This window comes from Sporomusa aerivorans (genome assembly GCF_041428895.1).
GTDB classification, from domain to species: Bacteria; Bacillota; Negativicutes; order Sporomusales; family Sporomusaceae; genus Sporomusa; species Sporomusa aerivorans.
Genome location: NZ_CP156926.1, coordinates 1667440 through 1684775 on the forward strand (window position 1 = coordinate 1667440; position 17336 = coordinate 1684775).

Annotated in this window: 16 protein-coding genes; all 16 read left to right on the forward strand. The window is 47.7% G+C overall.

Annotation, left to right across the window (positions count from 1 at the left end; translation table 11 throughout):
• Window positions 1-24 precede the first annotated feature (24 nt).
• The 16 genes from SATMO3_RS07510 (at window position 25) to SATMO3_RS07585 (ending at window position 17255) form a co-directional block, all read left to right on the forward strand.
• Window positions 25-972, forward strand: a complete 948-nt coding sequence (locus tag SATMO3_RS07510) for an ABC transporter permease (protein ID WP_371379679.1) — start codon at window positions 25-27, stop codon at window positions 970-972.
• On the forward strand, window positions 966-1745 hold the full coding sequence (locus SATMO3_RS07515; RefSeq protein WP_371379682.1) for an ABC transporter ATP-binding protein: 780 nt from the start codon (window positions 966-968) through the stop codon (window positions 1743-1745). Before SATMO3_RS07510 ends, SATMO3_RS07515 begins: the two co-directional genes overlap by 7 nt.
• A gap of 11 nt (window positions 1746-1756) precedes the next feature.
• A complete protein-coding gene (locus SATMO3_RS07520) occupies window positions 1757-2773 on the forward strand; it encodes an ABC transporter substrate-binding protein (RefSeq protein WP_371379685.1) in 1017 nt (338 codons plus the stop codon).
• Window positions 2774-2910: 137 nt separating this feature from the next.
• Window positions 2911-4179 carry an MFS transporter gene (locus SATMO3_RS07525; RefSeq protein ID WP_371379688.1) on the forward strand — a complete coding sequence of 423 codons (1269 nt, stop codon included), beginning with the start codon at window positions 2911-2913 and terminating at the stop codon, window positions 4177-4179.
• Between the two features lie 29 nt (window positions 4180-4208).
• Window positions 4209-5549, forward strand: coding sequence for a nitrogenase component 1 (locus SATMO3_RS07530; protein ID WP_371379690.1), 1341 nt, complete (start codon window positions 4209-4211; stop codon window positions 5547-5549).
• Window positions 5550-5563: 14 nt separating this feature from the next.
• Window positions 5564-7108 (forward strand): nitrogenase component 1, encoded by a 1545-nt coding sequence (locus tag SATMO3_RS07535; RefSeq protein WP_371379693.1) that lies wholly within the window; start codon window positions 5564-5566, stop codon window positions 7106-7108.
• 27 nt (window positions 7109-7135) lie between these two features.
• Window positions 7136-8098, forward strand: coding sequence for a cysteine synthase A (gene cysK / locus SATMO3_RS07540; protein ID WP_371379696.1), 963 nt, complete (start codon window positions 7136-7138; stop codon window positions 8096-8098).
• A 149-nt stretch (window positions 8099-8247) separates the two neighbouring features.
• Window positions 8248-9240 (forward strand): NADH:flavin oxidoreductase, encoded by a 993-nt coding sequence (locus SATMO3_RS07545; RefSeq protein WP_371379699.1) that lies wholly within the window; start codon window positions 8248-8250, stop codon window positions 9238-9240.
• 19 nt (window positions 9241-9259) lie between these two features.
• Window positions 9260-9826, forward strand: a complete 567-nt coding sequence (locus tag SATMO3_RS07550; RefSeq protein WP_371379701.1) for a nitroreductase family protein — start codon at window positions 9260-9262, stop codon at window positions 9824-9826.
• A gap of 312 nt (window positions 9827-10138) precedes the next feature.
• The gene (locus tag SATMO3_RS07555; protein ID WP_371379704.1) at window positions 10139-11593 is read left to right on the forward strand and encodes a nitrogenase component 1; all 1455 of its coding nucleotides are present in this window, start codon (window positions 10139-10141) and stop codon (window positions 11591-11593) included.
• 103 nt (window positions 11594-11696) lie between these two features.
• Window positions 11697-12998, forward strand: coding sequence for a nitrogenase component 1 (locus SATMO3_RS07560; RefSeq protein WP_371379706.1), 1302 nt, complete (start codon window positions 11697-11699; stop codon window positions 12996-12998).
• A gap of 324 nt (window positions 12999-13322) precedes the next feature.
• Window positions 13323-13772 carry a GNAT family N-acetyltransferase gene (locus tag SATMO3_RS07565; RefSeq protein WP_371379709.1) on the forward strand — a complete coding sequence of 150 codons (450 nt, stop codon included), beginning with the start codon at window positions 13323-13325 and terminating at the stop codon, window positions 13770-13772.
• Window positions 13773-13806: 34 nt separating this feature from the next.
• The gene (locus SATMO3_RS07570; protein WP_371379712.1) at window positions 13807-14640 is read left to right on the forward strand and encodes a sugar phosphate isomerase/epimerase family protein; all 834 of its coding nucleotides are present in this window, start codon (window positions 13807-13809) and stop codon (window positions 14638-14640) included.
• A gap of 218 nt (window positions 14641-14858) precedes the next feature.
• A complete protein-coding gene (locus SATMO3_RS07575; protein WP_371379714.1) occupies window positions 14859-15395 on the forward strand; it encodes a pyruvate kinase alpha/beta domain-containing protein in 537 nt (178 codons plus the stop codon).
• 296 nt (window positions 15396-15691) lie between these two features.
• A complete protein-coding gene (locus SATMO3_RS07580; RefSeq protein WP_371381681.1) occupies window positions 15692-16390 on the forward strand; it encodes a FadR/GntR family transcriptional regulator in 699 nt (232 codons plus the stop codon).
• A gap of 19 nt (window positions 16391-16409) precedes the next feature.
• Complete coding sequence (locus SATMO3_RS07585; protein ID WP_371379717.1) at window positions 16410-17255, forward strand: ABC transporter permease; 846 nt, start codon at window positions 16410-16412, stop codon at window positions 17253-17255.
• The last annotated feature ends 81 nt before the right edge of the window (window positions 17256-17336 follow it).

Consider the following 17336-nt stretch of genomic DNA (forward strand, 5'->3'; position numbering starts at 1 on the left):
ACTATTCGGAAAGAAGGGTTATTCATGAAAAAAGCAATTATCTTGCTTCCTGTTTTGTCGATAGTTTTGGCGCTTGTTGTAGAACTTTTCATGGTTAATGGCGGCAAGCATACCCCCGTAAAACAGCCCTATTTTGTATATCTGCTCTTGTGTTTTCTCGCAGGCTTTACAGTAACTGCGATAGCTGCTTATTTTAAACCCAAAGCCAAAGCGTGGCTTGAGGAACAGGCTTTGTTTGCCGCCGCAGCAATTTTGTTCTTAAACATACTTAATATCGTAACCAAAAAAATGGGTCTATTGCCGGTAATCTACTTTCCCACGCTTGATAAAATACTGGGTGTTATCGTTGAAGACCGGGAATTTCTCGCGCTTTGCCTGGCTTCATCGGGCAAGCTTTTGTTCACAGGCTATTTCTTTGGCGCAATTGCCGGTTTTGCCACCGGCATTGCCGTCGGCTTCAGCAAGGGGGCTGGCTATTGGATAAATCCGTTGATCCGTGTCTTAGGACCAATTCCTTCTACAGCCTGGATTCCATTAGTGCTGATTAGCTTTCCGACCACATTTTCCGCCAGTGCTTTTCTGATTGCGCTTGCTGTCTGGTTTCCTACCACGGTCATGACCAGCAGCGGCATTTTAAACGTACAAAATGCCTATTTCGAAGTCTCCAGTACACTGGGGGCAGGGAAATATTGCCAAATATTTAAAGTGGGTGTGCCGGCATCCATGCCGCATATGTTTATCGGCCTTTTCAACGGGACCTGCGCTTCCTTTATTACATTAATGACTGCGGAAATGCTGGGGGTCAAAAATGGTATTGGCTGGTATATTAACTGGCAGAAGGAGATGATGGCTTATGCGAATGTCTATGCAGGACTGATCCTGATTGCTATCACTTTTTCCATTCTTATCACATTATTGTTTAAAGTACGGGATTATGTACTTGTATGGCAGAAGGGAGTCATAAAATGGTAGGGGAAATCAGGGTTGAAGGGGTTGTCAAGCGCTTTCCCCAGCAAGATGCGGAAGATGTCGTTGCTCTAAGCGGAATTGATCTAACCATTGAAGCCGGCGAATTTGTGTCGCTCATTGGTCCTTCCGGCTGCGGCAAATCTACGCTACTCCGGCTGATTGCCGGACTTAACGGAGCCGACGAAGGCAAATTGTATATTGATAATGAAGAAATCAGCCGGCCGTCTTACGAACGCGGTCTGGTTTTTCAAAATCCAATGCTCTTTCCCTGGCTGAATGTTCATGACAATGTGGCTTTCGGTCTAAGGGCCCGAAAAGTATATAAACAAGACAAGGAGGAAGTTGCAAAACTTATTGACCTGGTAGGCTTGGCTGCATTCCATAAGTCTTACCCGCATCAGCTTTCAGGCGGCATGGCCCAACGGGCCTCGCTGGCCCGCGCGCTGGTCAACCATCCCAAAGTACTCCTTCTGGATGAACCGCTGGGTGCATTAGACGCTTTTACCCGCATGAATATGCAGGATGAGCTCATTCGCATCTGGCAGGAGCGGCAAACCACCATGATCATGGTGACACATGATGTGGATGAAGCTATTTATTTGTCGGACCGTATTATTGTCATGACGCCCAGACCAGCCAAAATTGAAAGTTGTATTAATGTAAAACTTTCCAGGCCCAGAGCCCGCAGTAATCCCGAATTTTTAAACTTACGCTCAAGAATTTTAGGAATACTCAATTACGCCGGCAATGAAAAAGAACCGAATTATTATCTATAAGAGGTGAGCTTATGTTTGTAAAAAAGAAAATGGCCATAATTGCCCTAACAGTAATTTTTTCATTATTACTAACCGCCTGCGGACAACAACAACAACCAGTAGCAACTAAGGCGGACGACTTTGTCCTTAAAATCGGGTATAGCGGCAGTTTGTGCGAAGCTCCGGTGCATATGGCGGTGGAAAAGGGGTATTTCGCTGAGGAAGGGCTCAAGGTTGAACTGATTAAGCTGGCGCCGGGCACAAATTTTGAGGCAATTACCGCCGGTAAGATCGACGCCTCGTTTGGTTTATTAGCCAGTCTGATGCAGCCGTTGTCCAATGGTTTGCCAATCAAGGTTACTACCGGTCTGCATACCGGCTGCGACAAGTTGCTTGTTCCCAAAGATTCAGGAATTAAAACCCTTGCTGATTTAAAAGGCAAACGGATTGGAGTACCCAGTATGACCAGCAGTCCGATTATCTTTGCCAAGCGGGCGTTGGCTGATGCCGGTGTTGGTGTAAGCGAGAAGAATATGCAGGTGGAATTTGCCGTCTTTAATGCCAGCGATCTGCCAATAGCCTTAAAGAATGGCTCGGTGGATGCACTGGCTATGAATGACCCGACAGCGGCAGTCGCTCAAAAAGAATATGAGCTCATTACGCTGGCCGATTCGGCAGTAACAGAACCGTATAAAAATCAGTATTGCTGCTCGGCTTATGTTAATGACAACCTGGCCAAAGATCGTCCCGAAATTGCTGCCAAATACACCCGCGCCATGCAGAAAGCCAGCGCCTATATCCAGAAAAATCAGGATGAGGTAGCCAAGATCCAGGTTGAGAAAAAATGGGTTGCCGGTGATGCGGCCTTTAATGCCAAAGTTCTAAAAACCTATAACTATGTACCGTCTGTTAAAGGCGCATATGATGCCTTTGGGATAACCGCCAAGCAACTGCAGCAGGTTGGTATGCTTGGCAGTAATATGGATGTGGAAGCTTTGCACAAGAATAGCTTTATCTTCTTAAAAGATGTGCAGGATTCAGTGCAATAGCGAAACTGGCTGATCAGTAAAAATGCTGAAGGCTAAAGTAAGGATACTTTAGCCTCAGCATTTTTTATTCTGTTAGAAATAAAACATTCTTATTGAATATATCAAAAAACAAGGGCAAGAGGGGATCGTTAAGCCTGATGAGTAGCAAATGGGAAATGCAAGCAAAATTTACCGTTCATAGCAAGCTGCTGGTACGCGCTTTGCGGCACCGTAATTACCGGTTGTTTTTTACCGGCCAGACAATTTCAATGACTGGAACCTGGATGCAGGATATTGCTATAAACTGGCTGATATACCAGTTAACAGGTTCGCCGTTGATGCTCGGGACCGTGAATTTCTGCAGTAAGATCCCAGGTTTATTACTAGGGCCGCTGGCCGGTCTGGTGGCAGACAGGTTCAATAAACACCGGATTATTATCTTTACGCAATGCATGTCCCTGCTGCAGGCGCTGGTTATGGCCATGCTGGTACTTTCCAACCGGATTGAAGTTTGGCATGTGATCGCCCTGGGGACGCTGCTGGGCTGTATTCAGGCGTTCGATCTGCCTGCCCGCCATGCTTTCATTGTAGATATGGTGGATAACAGGGAGGACATGAACAATGCGATTGCCTTAAACTCCATTATTATCAACGCCGCCCGCCTGGTAGGACCGTCGGTCGCCGGCATTCTTATAGCTATCGTCGGCGAAGGGGTTTGCTTTTTATTGAATGCCGGCAGTTTTATAGCGGTAATCGCTGCTCTCAGGGCTATGCGCATCCGGGCGGAGCCAATAGAACATCACGAGCAGTCTCTTGGCCGCGACTTACGCGAAGGTTTTACCTATGCCTATAAGTTTCTGCCCATCCGGTATTTGCTTTTGCTGCTCTGGCTAATCTGTTTCCTGGGTATGCCGTATATCGTGCTTATGCCAATTTTCGCCGATGAGGTGTTGGGCGGCGGTTCGTATATTCTGGGCTTTTTATTCTCGGCGACCGGTCTGGGGGCTATTTGTCGCGCTGCTTTCCTGGCAACGCGGCCCAGTGTTGCCGGCCTGGAGAACATAATACCGGCAGCCGCCGGGGTATTTGGCCTGGCATTAGCCGTATTTTCCCAGAATACCGCTGTCTGGCTGGCATTAATCATAATGTTTTTTGCCGGTATCGGCATGATTATGCATAGTATAGCGACAAATACCTTGCTGCAAACAGTAGTTGCCGATGACAAACGCGGCCGGATCATGAGTATATATTCTATGGCCTTTCAGGGGATGACGCCGTTAGGCAGCCTGCTGGCGGGATTTTTGGCAGAACGGATTGGCGCCCCGGCGACTGAAGTTATGTTTGGTTTTGCTTGTGTGCTGGGGGCGGTTCTCTTTTATAACTGCCTGCCCAAAATGAAAGCGCACATGAGCGTTATTTACAATTAACATATAGGAAAGAAATAGGAGGTTATTACATGGGTACGTTTATTGAACGCGCAAAATCCACATGCGCTCTGGGAGGGGCAATTGTCACAATAGCTTCATTGCCGCGGGCAATTCCCATTGTGCATGCATCCGGCGGGTGCACCACCATGCTGTCAGGTACTTACAACCAGGCGGGAGGCTATAGGGGGTCCGGCTATTGCAGCGGCCACATGACGCCTACGTCCAATGTAGTCGAGAAAGACATTGTCTTTGGTGGCGAAGAACGGTTGGAGGAGCAAATTACCCATACCCTTAAAATCATTGATGGCGACCTTTATTTTGTCGTGACAGGCTGCCAGGTAGAAATCATCGGCGATGATGCCGTAGGCGTGGCCCGCCGTTTCCAGGACAGCAAGCTGCCGGTGTTGGCAGCCAATACTCCCGGATTTTCAGGCAATGGTTTTAAAGGGTATGATGCGGTACTGAGTACGCTGGCCGCCGAATTTATTGTGCCAAAGGCCGTAAAGGATGCGAAGACCGTCAATATTCTGGGCATTATGCCAGGTCAGGATGTCTTCTACCGGGGCAATATCCGGGGCATCCAGCGGTTATTAAAAAAATTGGGCATAAAGGCCAATACCTTTTTCGGTGATGACGAATCCATTGAAAAAATCAGAAATTATGGGGACGCGGCTCTGACCATCGTTTTTTCCGATAAGTACGGTATTGATACCGCTAAGGTTTTTGAAGAGCAGCATAATATCCCCTATATTTCAGTAGATCTGCCCATTGGTGAGACCAGAACCGATGCCTTCTTGCGCAAAATCGGCGAGCGCCTGGGTATTGAGACAGTGACTGTTGAAACACTGATTGCTGAAGAAAAACGGTATTATTACAGTTATTTGGAAAGATTTCTGGATATCTACGGCGATATCGACTTGCAGCGTTATGCCATAGTTTCCGCTGACATCAATTATGCGTTTCCCCTGATCAGTTTTCTGGCAGATGATCTGGGCTGGGTGCCGCATTTGGTTGTAATCAATGAAGAACTGGATGATATCAGTAAAAAGAGATATGAACTGAAATATAGTCAGCTTACTTCCGAAGCCAAACCCAAAGTTGTTCTCGAACAGCATGCCGGTCAGCTTATTAACCACATCCGGCAAAGCTGGCCCCGGAATACCAATGATAAGTATTATGATACGCTTAGTCCGGCTTTCCTTGTCGGCAGCAGCCTGGAAGGTTCTACAGCCCAAAAGATCGGCGCCGCTTTCCTGCCGGTCTCCTTCCCGGTTACCAACCGGGCTGTTCTGGATAAAGGCTATACCGGCTACCGGGGTGGTTTGTCGCTGGCCGAAGATCTTTTTTCGGCACTAGTCAGTAATCGATAGGAGGAGATATTACGATGTCCAAACTAACGGAAAATCTTACGTATGACTATTTAGCCGCCGAGGCTGCACCTACGCGGGAGGAACGAATTGAGGCCACGTATGCCTTTGGCGGATCTTGCGCAGGGCTAAAACACGGCATGGGCCAAGGGTGCACCAAGTACAACTGCCGGAAGTTTGCGCAGGGCGGCGGTTGCCAGCTGACGCTCGCGCTGGGGATTGTCAGGACTTTTCAAAATACCGTGGTTATCATTCACGGGCCGCTGGGCTGCGCATCCAATAATCTCGGGGTCGCCGGCTATAGTAAAACTTTCAGGGTATTGAAGCATAAACCGGTTACCGATAATGTCTGGCTGCATACCAACCTGGATGAAAACGATGTTATCTCAGGCGGCGTTGACAAACTGCGTGAGGCCATCCTATATGCCGAGAAAGAGTACCGGCCGGATGCCATCGTTATTGGCAATAGCTGCACCCCAGGAATTATCGGCGATGATATCGATTCCTTAATCGATGAGCTGGACGGACAGCTGGCGGCCAGAATCGTGCCTGTTCACTGCGAAGGGTTTAAAAGCAAATTTGTCGCCACCGGCTATGATTCGGCCTATCACGGGCTGCTCAAAAAGCTGGTTGATCCTGTCGCAAAATATGAGCGGGCCAATCCGGATGATGTGGCCGGGGCGAGGGCCGAGACGGCCGAAAAATATCTTCACAGTAAGACGGTCAACCTTCTAAATGTTGGTTCCACCAGCTACGGGGATGAAGTCGAATTGTCCAGACTGCTTCAGGCACTGGGGCTTAACGTGCGGGTTTTGCCGCTGTATGCCAGTATTGAAGAGATTTCCCGCATGGGCGAGGCGGCGCTTAATGTCAGTATTTGCGCGACTCATGACGATTATCTGATTGGGCACCTGAAAGAACGTTTCGGCACAGAATACGTTATTGACACCTTGCCTATCGGTATCAAGAATACCAACCAGTGGCTCCGGGTCATCGCCAAGTTTTTCAAACTGGAAGATGAGGTGGAAAAATTGATTGCCATTGAGACCGCCCAGTTGGAGGAAGCGCTTGATCCGTTTAAAAAAGTGCTGAAAGGCAAGACCGTGTTTGTTGGCGGCGGCGAAACCCGAATCTTTACAACGGCTGAGTTTTACCAGTCACTGGGGATGAAGGTCCTGGGTTTAAAACCGCATAATTTTGACCGCTTTGCCGTCCCGATGATTGACGATATTGATGATCCGGAAGCCGTGGTCGATGTTGCGCCCGGGCAGCCGGCCGAAGAACTGGTGGTTTTAAACCGCCTCCGTCCTGACTTATATGTCGGCCATACGGGAGCCAATGCCTGGGTGACAAAACTGGGTATTCCCACTACGCCGCTTTTTGGCCAGTCATTCAACTATATGGGGTATTCGGGGGCTTTTGAGCTGGCAAGAAAAGCGGCGAGGACGCTGCGGAATACGGCCTTTTCCAAAAAGATAGCCGCCAATGTGCCTTTGCCGTTCCGGCCGGAGTGGTATGCGAGCAATCCCTTTGACAATATCAAAGAAGCGCAACAAGGCTGAGGCTGAAAAAAGTAGGGGGGAATATACATGGCTGTCATCGTGGATAATCTGACAGAGCTCATCGGCAATACGCCGCTGCTACGACCTAATAATTTTGCCAAGCTTGCCAAATTGAATGCAGAACTGCTGTTGAAACTGGAATATTATAATCCGTTGGGGAGTGTCAAAGACAGAATCGCCAATTCCATGGTTGTAGATGCCGAAAAAGAGGGCAAACTTAAACCGGGGTCGGTGATTATTGAACCGACCAGCGGCAATACCGGCGTGGGGCTGGCTTTCGTGGCCGCGGCCAGGGGCTACCGCATCATTCTTACCATGCCGGATACCATGAGCCTGGAACGGCGGGCTTTATTGAAAGCACTGGGGGCCGAGCTTGTCCTGACCCCGGGCGCCGACGGGATGAAGGGCGCTATCCGTAAGGCTGAGGAACTCTCGGTGCGGATTCCTGATTCCGTTATCCTGCAACAGTTCAATAATCCGGCCAATCCCGCCATTCACCGCGAGACAACCGCCGAGGAAGTCTGGCGCGACACCGCTGGGAAGGTCGATATATTTGTGGCTGGTGTCGGCACCGGCGGTACGGTTACCGGTGTCGGCGAAGCGCTTAAGGCCAAAAAGTCCGGTGTCCAAATTATTGCGGTTGAACCAAACGATTCGCCGGTTTTATCCGGCGGCAACCCCAGTCCGCATCAGATTCAGGGCATTGGGGCCGGTTTTGTGCCTAAAGTGTTTAAGTATGAGGTTGTGGATGAAATATTTAAAGTAAAAAATGAAGAAGCTATTGATACCGCCAGGGTGCTGGCCAGGGTTGAGGGCTTGCTGGTAGGTATTTCGTCCGGTGCGGCGGCCTTTGCTGCGGCGCAAATCGCCAGACGCCCCGAAAATGCGGGCAAAACAGTGGTTGCTTTGCTGCCGGATACCGGTGAACGGTATCTGTCCACTGTCTTGTTTAAGGAATTGACCGATGAGGGCAGCAGATACTGGCGCTAGCAGAGTGATCAGCATAGCAATCCTCCTTGGTATACAAACGAATACTAGGTCACAAATAAGTGCGTACTTGTTTCTGAAGGGTATAAAGGGTATTCTATAAAATAGATAAATATTTCCAAATAACAGTGCATACTAAAGGAGGGGGTTGTTTGTCCCAGTTACTAAACCCATTACAGGCAGGCTCTTTAGTTTTGAACAGCCGGCTGATCATGCCGCCGATGGCGACTTCCAAAGCAGAACCCGACGGCAGGGTAAGTCCGGCCATTCTTGAGTATTACCGGGAGAAGTCGGCGGGTGGCTATTTTTCCCTGATTATCATCGAACACAGTTTTATCCAGCAGGCGGGAAAAGCCAGTGGCAATCAGCTTTCCGTCGCCGAAGACCATGTTATTGACGGTCTTAAGGAATTGGCGGATATCATCCGCGCTAATGGTTCAAAAGCCGTAATGCAAATTAATCATGCCGGCAGTGCGGCAGCCCAGGAAGTTACCGGAACTGTACCGGTCGGGCCATCCGCCGTAAAAAATCCCCGTAAGGGCGGCGTACCGCATGAACTTACCGTACCGGAAATTCGTGAAGTTGTTGCCGCCTTTGGCGCGGCTGCCCACAGGGTAAAACAGGCCGGTTTCGACGGGGTGGAAATTCACTCTGCTCACGGTTATTTTTTAAATCAGTTCTTCTCGCCGCTGACCAACCGGCGTACCGATGAGTATGGCGGCGATGTGCTCGGCAGAATCCGGATTCACCTGGAAGTGATTGCCGCCGTGCGGGCAGCTGTAGGCGAGGAGTTTCCCATACTCATTAGGCTGGGGGCTGCCGACTACACAGACGGCGGCACCACCGCCGCCGACAGTCAGATTGCCGCCAGGGAATTTGTCAAGGCCGGCGTCCGGATTATTGATATTTCCGGTGGCTTTTCCGGGTATAATAATCCGGAAAGCAATGAGCCGGGTTACTTCGCGCCGCTTAGCGCGGCGGTTAAGGAAGTTGTTGACGTTCCGGTTATTCTTACCGGCGGTATTACCGACGCAGCGGCGGCCGAACGGCTTTTGGCCCAGGGGAAAGCCGATCTCATTGGCGTGGGCCGGGCGGTGATGAAGGATTCGCAGTGGGCGCAAAAAGCTATCGAAAGTTTAAAATAATTGAGGGGGTTAGGATTGCATGGCAGCAAATGAAGTTTTGGCAACCATCAAAAAACGGCGCAGTATACGCGCTTTTCAGGAAAAACAAATAACCGAGGAAGAATTGCAGACTGTATTAGAAGCGGCGCGGTATGCTCCCAGTGCGGGTAATCAACAGCTGTGGCATTTTACCGTAATTCAGGATCAGCAATTGCTTGCAGAGCTGAATGTCAGTGCCAAGGCTGGGGCTGCTGTCATCGATAATGAACACATCCAGCAACTTGCCAAAAATGAGAAATTCAATATTTTTTTCGGAGCTTCGACAGTGGTGCTGGTTTCCGGCAAAGAGGACGGACTGGAGATTGAATCCGACTGCGCGGCAGCTACGCAGAATATGCTGCTGGCAGCCGAGTCGATTGGTCTGGGTTCCTGCTGGGTTGATCTGACTCTGTTTGCCTTCCTGGGCGAAAAAAGCGAATATTATAAAGAAAAGCTGGGCGTTCCGGCAGGTTATAGGCCATTTTCTTCCGTGGTGCTGGGCTACAAAAAAGTTGAGGCAGTAAATGCACCGCACAGAAAAGAAGACGTTGTCAACTACATTAGATAAAGTAGACTTAGCTTCAGGTGGGGTTTTAACCCCATCTGAAGGTTAGTCGTCCTTATCCAGGGACTTTAGCCGCTCGCCTGTGCCCGTAGGGGTATAACTCCCACTTATAGAAGGGGGAGTCTTAGAGCGGGTTAGTCGTCGGATAAAGTATCTCCACAAAATACAATGGGTTAGCTGAAAATTGAATATCAGGCCGATTAGTAAATGAGCTAAAGGCTGGTGAACATCTCAAAGTATGATGTTTTACCAGCCTTGTTTCTTTTTGTATGCAATTCTTTATACTACTAAAAATCAAATACGGGAGGAATTTGTATGGCGATTAACCTTAAGGTTACTGCGGCTGGCAGCCGGGAGAACCGGTTAGGCTCTATTACCGGCTATTCCGGTGACCTAAATGACCTGGTTCAGCAAAGCCGGTGCGGAACGTTAAAGGAAAAAGAACGCTGCTTCAGTCAGTCCAGTTCCTGCGATGCCGGCTGCGCGCTGTCGCAGCTTGCCAGTATCCGGGATGTAGCCGTGATTAATCATGCGCCTTCCGGCTGCACCGCCATGTCGACCACCGCAATTGTTCACTATACCCAACTGGCAGCTAAACGAGGTGTGGAATATGATACTGTTTTTCTTGGAACCGATATGGACGAATCAGATACTATCTTTGGTGCTACCGGCGGCCTCCGGGAAATCATCCTCGAAACCTACAATCGCTACCGGCCCAAGGCCATTTTTGTAGGCACCTCCTGCGTATCCGGCATCATTGGCGAGGATGTGGACAGTGTGATCAGCGAGCTTAGGGCAGAACTGCCCATTCCGCTGGCGCCTGTTCATTGCGAGGGTTTCAAGTCCAGGGTTTGGGCCTCGGGGTTTGACGCAGCCGATCACGCGGTACTTACCAGTCTTGTCAAACCGCCTGAGAAAAAGAATAAGATCATAAATTTTAAAAATTTTAATGAAAGCGCCCGCAAAGAGATTATTGAAATTTTTTCCCATTTTGATGTGGAACCGTTTTTCCTGTATGCCAATTCCACGGTGGAAGAACTTACCCATTTATCGGAGGCTTTAGCCACAGTGGCCATCTGCGGCACCTTAGGCACCTATTTGGGCAATGCTCTGGAGCAGGAATACGGCGTTCCCTATGTCAAAACAATCAACCCGCTGGGCATTGTCGGTTTCGAAACCTGGATCAGGGACATAGGCCGGGTCATTCACAAAGAGGCTGAAGTGGAAGCTTATATCGAAAAAGAACGGGCCTTCTACCTGCCCAAAATTGAAGAAGTAAAGAAAGAGCTCAAAGGCCTGCGGGCCGTTTTAGGCATGGGCGCCAGTTACGCTTTCCAGGTATCGCGGGTGCTTCAGGAACTGGGGGTGGAAGTCGTCTGGGTTGCGTCCTGGCATTATGATACGAAGTATGACAATGATGAAGTTCCGCCCCATCTGGAATATCTGGCCGCCGAGAGTCCGTATAATTTTAAGGTAAGCGTCAGCGATCAGCAGAATTTTGAAATCCTTAACATTCTTAATACCCACAAGCCTGATATTTATATCGCCCGGCATCCCGGCACAACGGTCTGGGCTATTAAACAAGGTATTGCCGCCTTCTTTCACGGCGACGAGTATAAGAGCTTCGGCTACCGGGGGACCTTGGATTTCGCCAATACCATACTGGACACCATCCGCAACCGGAGTTTTGAAAAAAACCTTGCCGCCAGAATCACGCTGCCGTATACCGACTGGTGGTACCAACAGGACAACGCGGCTTTCTTGTACTGAAAGAAAGTATAACGTTCTTTTAGCATAAGGACAACATCGGCTTCCGCTTTCGCCAAAGGCTCGGCGCAAGCCGTGCTTTCTTTAAAAGAGGAGGAATAACCAGATGCCCAAACTACTGGACCAGCCCCGGTACAAATGTGCGCTTGCCGCCATGCAGACCGTGCAAAGCATCACCAAGGCCTTGCCGATCTTACATTCCGGACCCGGCTGCGCCGATAAGCTGCAGAGCGGCAATTACGGCGGCTCGGGCCATTTTGCCCCGCGCGTGTTTCCCTGCACCAACTTAAATGAAAAGGATGTTGTTTTCGGCGGTACCGAACGCCTGCGGGAAACCATTGCCAATGCGCTTAAAGTTATTAACGCCGATTTGTATGTGGTCTTAAGCAGCTGCTCCTCTGAAATCATCGGCGACGACATGGAAGAGGTCGTCCGCTCGTTCAAAGATGCGGCTAAACCGGTTATCTTTGCCTCCACCGCCGGCTTCAAAGGCAATAATTTTCTCGGACATGAGTGGGTTGTCCAGGCCATCATTGAACAGTACCTGCAGCCGGCTGACCAAAAGATCAAAGGCCTTGTTAATATCTGGGCGGGTATTCCGCAGCATGATCCTTTCTGGTATGGTAATTTATTTGCCCTGGAAAATCTGGTTGCCCAGCTTGGCCTGACTCCCAATACGATTTTTGGCTATGGACGGGGTATCAAAAATATTGATAAAATACCGGCGGCAGAATTTAACCTCCTGGTGTCACCCTGGGTGGGCTTAAGCAATGTACAGCTTCTCAAAGAAAAATTCGGCACGCCTTATCTGCATCTGCCCACCCTGCCTGTCGGCGCATTTGAAACCAGCAAGTTCCTGCGGGCCGTGGGCGATTTTTCCGGGATGGACAAGGATAAAACCGAAGCCGTCATTGCCGAAAATGAAAAGAAATATTATTATTTCATAGAACGGTTTGCCGATGTATTCCTGGAAACCCGGGTAATGGCCAAACGCTTTGCCGTCATTGCCGATGCGCAGTATGCTTTGGCCATTACCAAATTTTTGGTCAACGATGTCGGGTTATTTCCTTCCAAACAATATGTCACTGACAATACGCCGCCCGAGTTTCAGGACCAGATACGGGAAGAATTTAAAATTTTAAACTACGGAATAGAGGCGGAAGTAAACTTCTTATCGGATGGGTATCTCATTCAACAGGAAATCAAAGATACTTATTTTAACGGCTATCCGCTTATTATCGGCAGCTCCTGGGAAAAAAAAATCGCCCAGAAGACGCAGGCGCATTATCTGGCGGTCTCCTGGCCGGTGAACGAGCGGCTGGTGATTAACAGCTCCTATGTTGGCTATGAGGGCGGGCTTAAACTGCTGGAAGATATTTATTCGGTAGTGTTGACACGGTTTAATTAGAGCTTAGGACCCAACTCTGGATAATTTGCTGTGGGAACGGCAGTTAGCCAAGGAGTTACTTGAAAAATAAGGTTGTTAATACCCGCAGAAAGTGGCTATTATCGGCCAATTTACAAAGTGTAAAACATAATACTATTATTGTGATGGTAGACTGACTGGTCAATTAACTGGAGGCTGCATTTCATTCGAGTGGAAATGCGGTCTTATATTTTGTGTAACAATTACGAAATAAATTTTGTGGAGCATTGCGGCAAGTAAAAAAGCAAGGAGCTGATCCAGATAAACATAGAATTTTTATCGGCTCATCCGGAGTATATCAATACCGTGGCCGGATGGGTGTATAATGAGTTTGTCGTCAAATCCAAGAGTCAGCATACTTTAGAGCGATTGATACAGCACTTCGGTGACCGAAAATCAGAAATTTTTCCGTTAACACTTATTGCTATTACGTCTGACAAATGCGTGGGAACGGTTTCACTTGTTAAAAATGACTTAACAACCCAGACAGATTTAAGTCCCTGGCTGGCTTCGCTGTATGTTGACGAAAATCACAGAAAGCAAGGAATTGGCGAAAGATTAACAGATAAGGCTTTGCATATAGCACAGGAAGTAGGCATTACTACTTTATTTTTACGAACAGAACATGCATTTGTGTATTATAAAAAGCGGGGCTGGAGATTTGTTGGCAAGGCTTTGGATGAATATGGCCGCGAAACAAAAGTTCTCAAGTATGAAATGGCAGCGATTGCCGTTAACAGTGTAACTGATTGGTGATGCAGCCTGAAAAGGGCTGCTGGGAGGATTATAAATGCCTCAATTCAGTATTTTTTCATGGTTTGGTTTTCCGGTTCCGATGGAGGAACGTTTTAAACTAATTAAGATGGCCGGGTTTGAAGGCGTACTGTTATGGTGGAGTGATGAACATGCCGCTGTGGATGGTGATAAATCGCTTCAGCCGGAAATGGCGCGGCGAAACGGACTTTTTATTGAGAACATACATACACCGATAGAGGAATGTATTAACGGCTTATGGACAAATAGTGCTGCCGGTGATGAGTTTGAAAGAATTTTATCAGGTTGTATTGTTGCCTGTGCAGAACACGCAATACCGACTGCCGTTGTTCATGTTTCCCGGGGAGATAATCCCCCGCCACCCAGTCAAATCGGTTTAGACAGGATAAAGAGGCTACTGGAAACCGCAGAAAGAAAAAATATTAATATTGCGTTGGAAAACCTTCGTAAGCCGGAATTTTTGGATTTTATTTTCTCAAATATCCAATCTGACAGGCTTGGCTTTTGCTATGATTCAGGCCATGAGAACTGTTATACACCAGGTGCCGATTTCCTCGCAAAATATGGTTCCAAGCTTATGGCCTTACACCTGCATGATAATGACGGGACCGATGACTATCATCAGATTCCTGGAGAGGGTTCAATTGACTGGTCTGCCCTGCTGAAGAAGATTAGCGGAACGGGATATGGCGGAGCCATTGCGCTGGAAGTAGCTAATAAAATCCCGCTTTGTGGCGAAACACCGGCGAGCTATTTAAAAAAAGCTTTTGGTGCAGCCCAAAAACTAGTAAATTATAAAGAAGCTGATCAGCTATTGGATATTGTTGCCTTCGAGAATTATAGACGATGAGCAGTAGGGTTAATTCTGTTAGTTATTGACAAAAATAACCACATCAAAGTACAATGAAATCAACACAGTAACTAGTGCGATCCGTGAGAAACTAAAGGCTGAGGCTGATTCCCGGCGGAATCCCCTTAGCCTTTATATTTATCCGGCGACTACCCTTCAGATGGGGTTAAAACCCCGCCTGAAGCTAAGTCTACTTTATAAAAATGGAGATGATGAGGATGTATTGGAAATCTGCAGGCGCCATCCATACTGAAAAAACGGTGGAACTGGCATTGCGTAAAGCAAAAGAGTATGGCATCAAGTCCATTGTTGTAGCCTCCAATAGCGGAAAAACCGCTCAACTGCTGGCGGGAAAAGCGGAAAACGTGGTCTGCGTTACTCATGCCGCTGGTTATAAGGAGCCGGGCGCTAATGAACTGTCGGTCGAGCAGCGGGAACTATTGGTGGGAAAAAACGTTAAAGTTTTAACAACTACCCATGTGCTGTCCGGGGCGGAACGGGGTATCAGCCGGAAATTCGGCGGGGCGTATCCTGTGGAAATTATGGCCAATACGCTTAAGTTTTTTGGCCAGGGAGTTAAGGTTACCGTCGAGATTGCCGTTATGGCGCTGGATGCCGGGCTGATTCCCTATGGCGAAGATATCATTGCAATTGGCGGTAGCGGACAAGGCGCCGATACAGCTGTGGTAATACGTCCGGCGCATGCCGCCAATATTTTTGATACCTATATCGCCGAAATTATCTGTAAACCGTAACCGTGACGCTCCCTCTTAAGTCGGTTCGCAATGTTTCAATACGGACAAGCTCAGAGAATATTCATATCAAGATTATGGTTTTTGGAATTTGTTTTGGTAATAGTATTGACAAACATAATATATGAGATTATTATTAATTACAACAAATTGTGACTTGTAAAAATTATATTGGGTTGACTAGTAAATAGCTAGAGGCCATTTCTGTAAAAAGAAAAGGTCTCTTTTTGTTTTTTTTATGGCAGTGGTATTCCGGAATACCGCTAAATTATGGAAAGAAGGTATCCGAATTGCAAAATATGAATAATTTGAGTCGGCAAAATTCTCCCAGCTTATATCAACAAATTGCCGGACAATTGCGCCGGTATATCATTGAAGGCAAGTTTAAAGCGGGGGAGAAATTACCTTCTGAACGGGAATTAGCCAGGTCTTTTGGAGTGAGTCGCATACCGGTGCGAGAAGCGCTAAAAACCCTTGAGTTTATAGGAATTGTGGAATATGTACGTGGTGACGGTATTTATGTGCGGACCCTTAGCATGAAAGATTTATTATCGCATGTGGAGTTTGCGGTGCAGGATAATGTCTTGAAGACGTTGACTGATTTGTTTGAAGTACGCGAAAGTATTGAGGTTAAGGCTGCTCAGTTAGCCGCTATGTGCAGAACCGATGAAGACATTGAAACCATGCAGATAGCTGTTTTAGATATGGAACGGGATGTAAAAATGGGGCGTAATCACAAGCAATCATCCCTGGATTTTCATAACGCAATTTTTAAAGCTTGCAATAACATACTTTTATGCCGGATTAATGATGTTCTTGTTGACTTACAGCATTTGTCCCGTCAACGGTCTTCCGAAGTACCGGGAAGAGAGGAAATTTCCCTGGACTATCATCGCAGAATACTGGAAATGATACGCGAGCAAAATGCCAAAAAGGCGGGGGAACTGATGTTGGAGCATCTTCAGTACACGCGTAACACATTAGGGTACACGAAATAAATCGCAGGAGGTGACGCAGGTGAGTGTACACGCAAGCAACGGAAAAACCAATATGACAGTGGCAGGGAATATCAATATAACTACAATAAATCCCCGGTTTTCTTGGTTAATAAATTATCTGCAAAAATACATAATTATTTTGCTCATTGTCTTATTATGGGAAGTGCTGCCCAGGATTGGGTTTGTTGATACATTTCTATTGCCGCCATTCAGTGAGGTTATGATCAGATGGGGGCAAATGTTTATCAGTGGTGAAATGTTCCTGAATTTTTATGTAAGCATATTACGGGTGCTTGCCGGCTTTTTGATTGGTATTGGTATTGCAATTCCGCTCGGTGTGTTTATGGGGTGGTATAAAGGTTTTGAAGAAACGGTTGATCCGTTGCTGCAGGCCTGCCGAAGTTCTTCCGCAATTGCAATTTACCCTTTATTTTTACTGATTTTTGGGATTGGCGAGCAAGCTAAAATTGCGATTATTAGCTGGGGAACAATTTGGCCGACTTTACTGAGCACTATCACAGGTGTAAGGCAATCTGACCCGTTACTTATAAAATCGGCCAGGTCAATGGGGGCTTCGGGGCTGACCCTGCTGACCAAAGTGATTGTTCCCGGTGCGGTACCGAATATTGTGACCGGAATTAGATTGAGCGCAGCGCATTCTTTGTTAGTACTGGTAGTTGCCGAGATGATTGGCGCACATGCCGGACTCGGCTATTCTATTTTTTATTTCGAAGAGCATTATGCCATACGGGAAATGTATGCCATGCTTCTTACAATAGCAGTATTGGGCTTAATCGTGAATTACATATTGAAATATATTGAAAAAAGGCTTACCGCCTGGAAAGAAAGACAAATAGCAGAGTAGGCCAGTACTGTGCCAACCTTGAAACGGTAATTTCATGGTTGGCGCAGTACCAGGTTCATTACGGTATAAGGAGGTGCAAAG

Excerpts from the sequence above, each read along its gene's own strand:
- SATMO3_RS07510 (WP_371379679.1), top strand. The coding sequence starts at position 25 with ATGAAAAAAGCAATTATCTTGCTTCCTGTTTTGTCGATAGTTTTGGCG.
- SATMO3_RS07515 (WP_371379682.1), top strand. The coding sequence starts at position 966 with ATGGTAGGGGAAATCAGGGTTGAAGGGGTTGTCAAGCGCTTTCCCCAG.
- SATMO3_RS07520 (WP_371379685.1), top strand. The coding sequence starts at position 1,757 with ATGTTTGTAAAAAAGAAAATGGCCATAATTGCCCTAACAGTAATTTTT.
- SATMO3_RS07525 (WP_371379688.1), top strand. The coding sequence starts at position 2,911 with ATGAGTAGCAAATGGGAAATGCAAGCAAAATTTACCGTTCATAGCAAG.
- SATMO3_RS07530 (WP_371379690.1), top strand. The coding sequence starts at position 4,209 with ATGGGTACGTTTATTGAACGCGCAAAATCCACATGCGCTCTGGGAGGG.
- SATMO3_RS07535 (WP_371379693.1), top strand. The coding sequence starts at position 5,564 with ATGTCCAAACTAACGGAAAATCTTACGTATGACTATTTAGCCGCCGAG.
- cysK (WP_371379696.1), top strand. The coding sequence starts at position 7,136 with ATGGCTGTCATCGTGGATAATCTGACAGAGCTCATCGGCAATACGCCG.
- SATMO3_RS07550 (WP_371379701.1), top strand. The coding sequence starts at position 9,260 with ATGGCAGCAAATGAAGTTTTGGCAACCATCAAAAAACGGCGCAGTATA.
- SATMO3_RS07555 (WP_371379704.1), top strand. The coding sequence starts at position 10,139 with ATGGCGATTAACCTTAAGGTTACTGCGGCTGGCAGCCGGGAGAACCGG.
- SATMO3_RS07560 (WP_371379706.1), top strand. The coding sequence starts at position 11,697 with ATGCCCAAACTACTGGACCAGCCCCGGTACAAATGTGCGCTTGCCGCC.
- SATMO3_RS07570 (WP_371379712.1), top strand. The coding sequence starts at position 13,807 with ATGCCTCAATTCAGTATTTTTTCATGGTTTGGTTTTCCGGTTCCGATG.
- SATMO3_RS07575 (WP_371379714.1), top strand. The coding sequence starts at position 14,859 with ATGTATTGGAAATCTGCAGGCGCCATCCATACTGAAAAAACGGTGGAA.
- SATMO3_RS07580 (WP_371381681.1), top strand. The coding sequence starts at position 15,692 with ATGAATAATTTGAGTCGGCAAAATTCTCCCAGCTTATATCAACAAATT.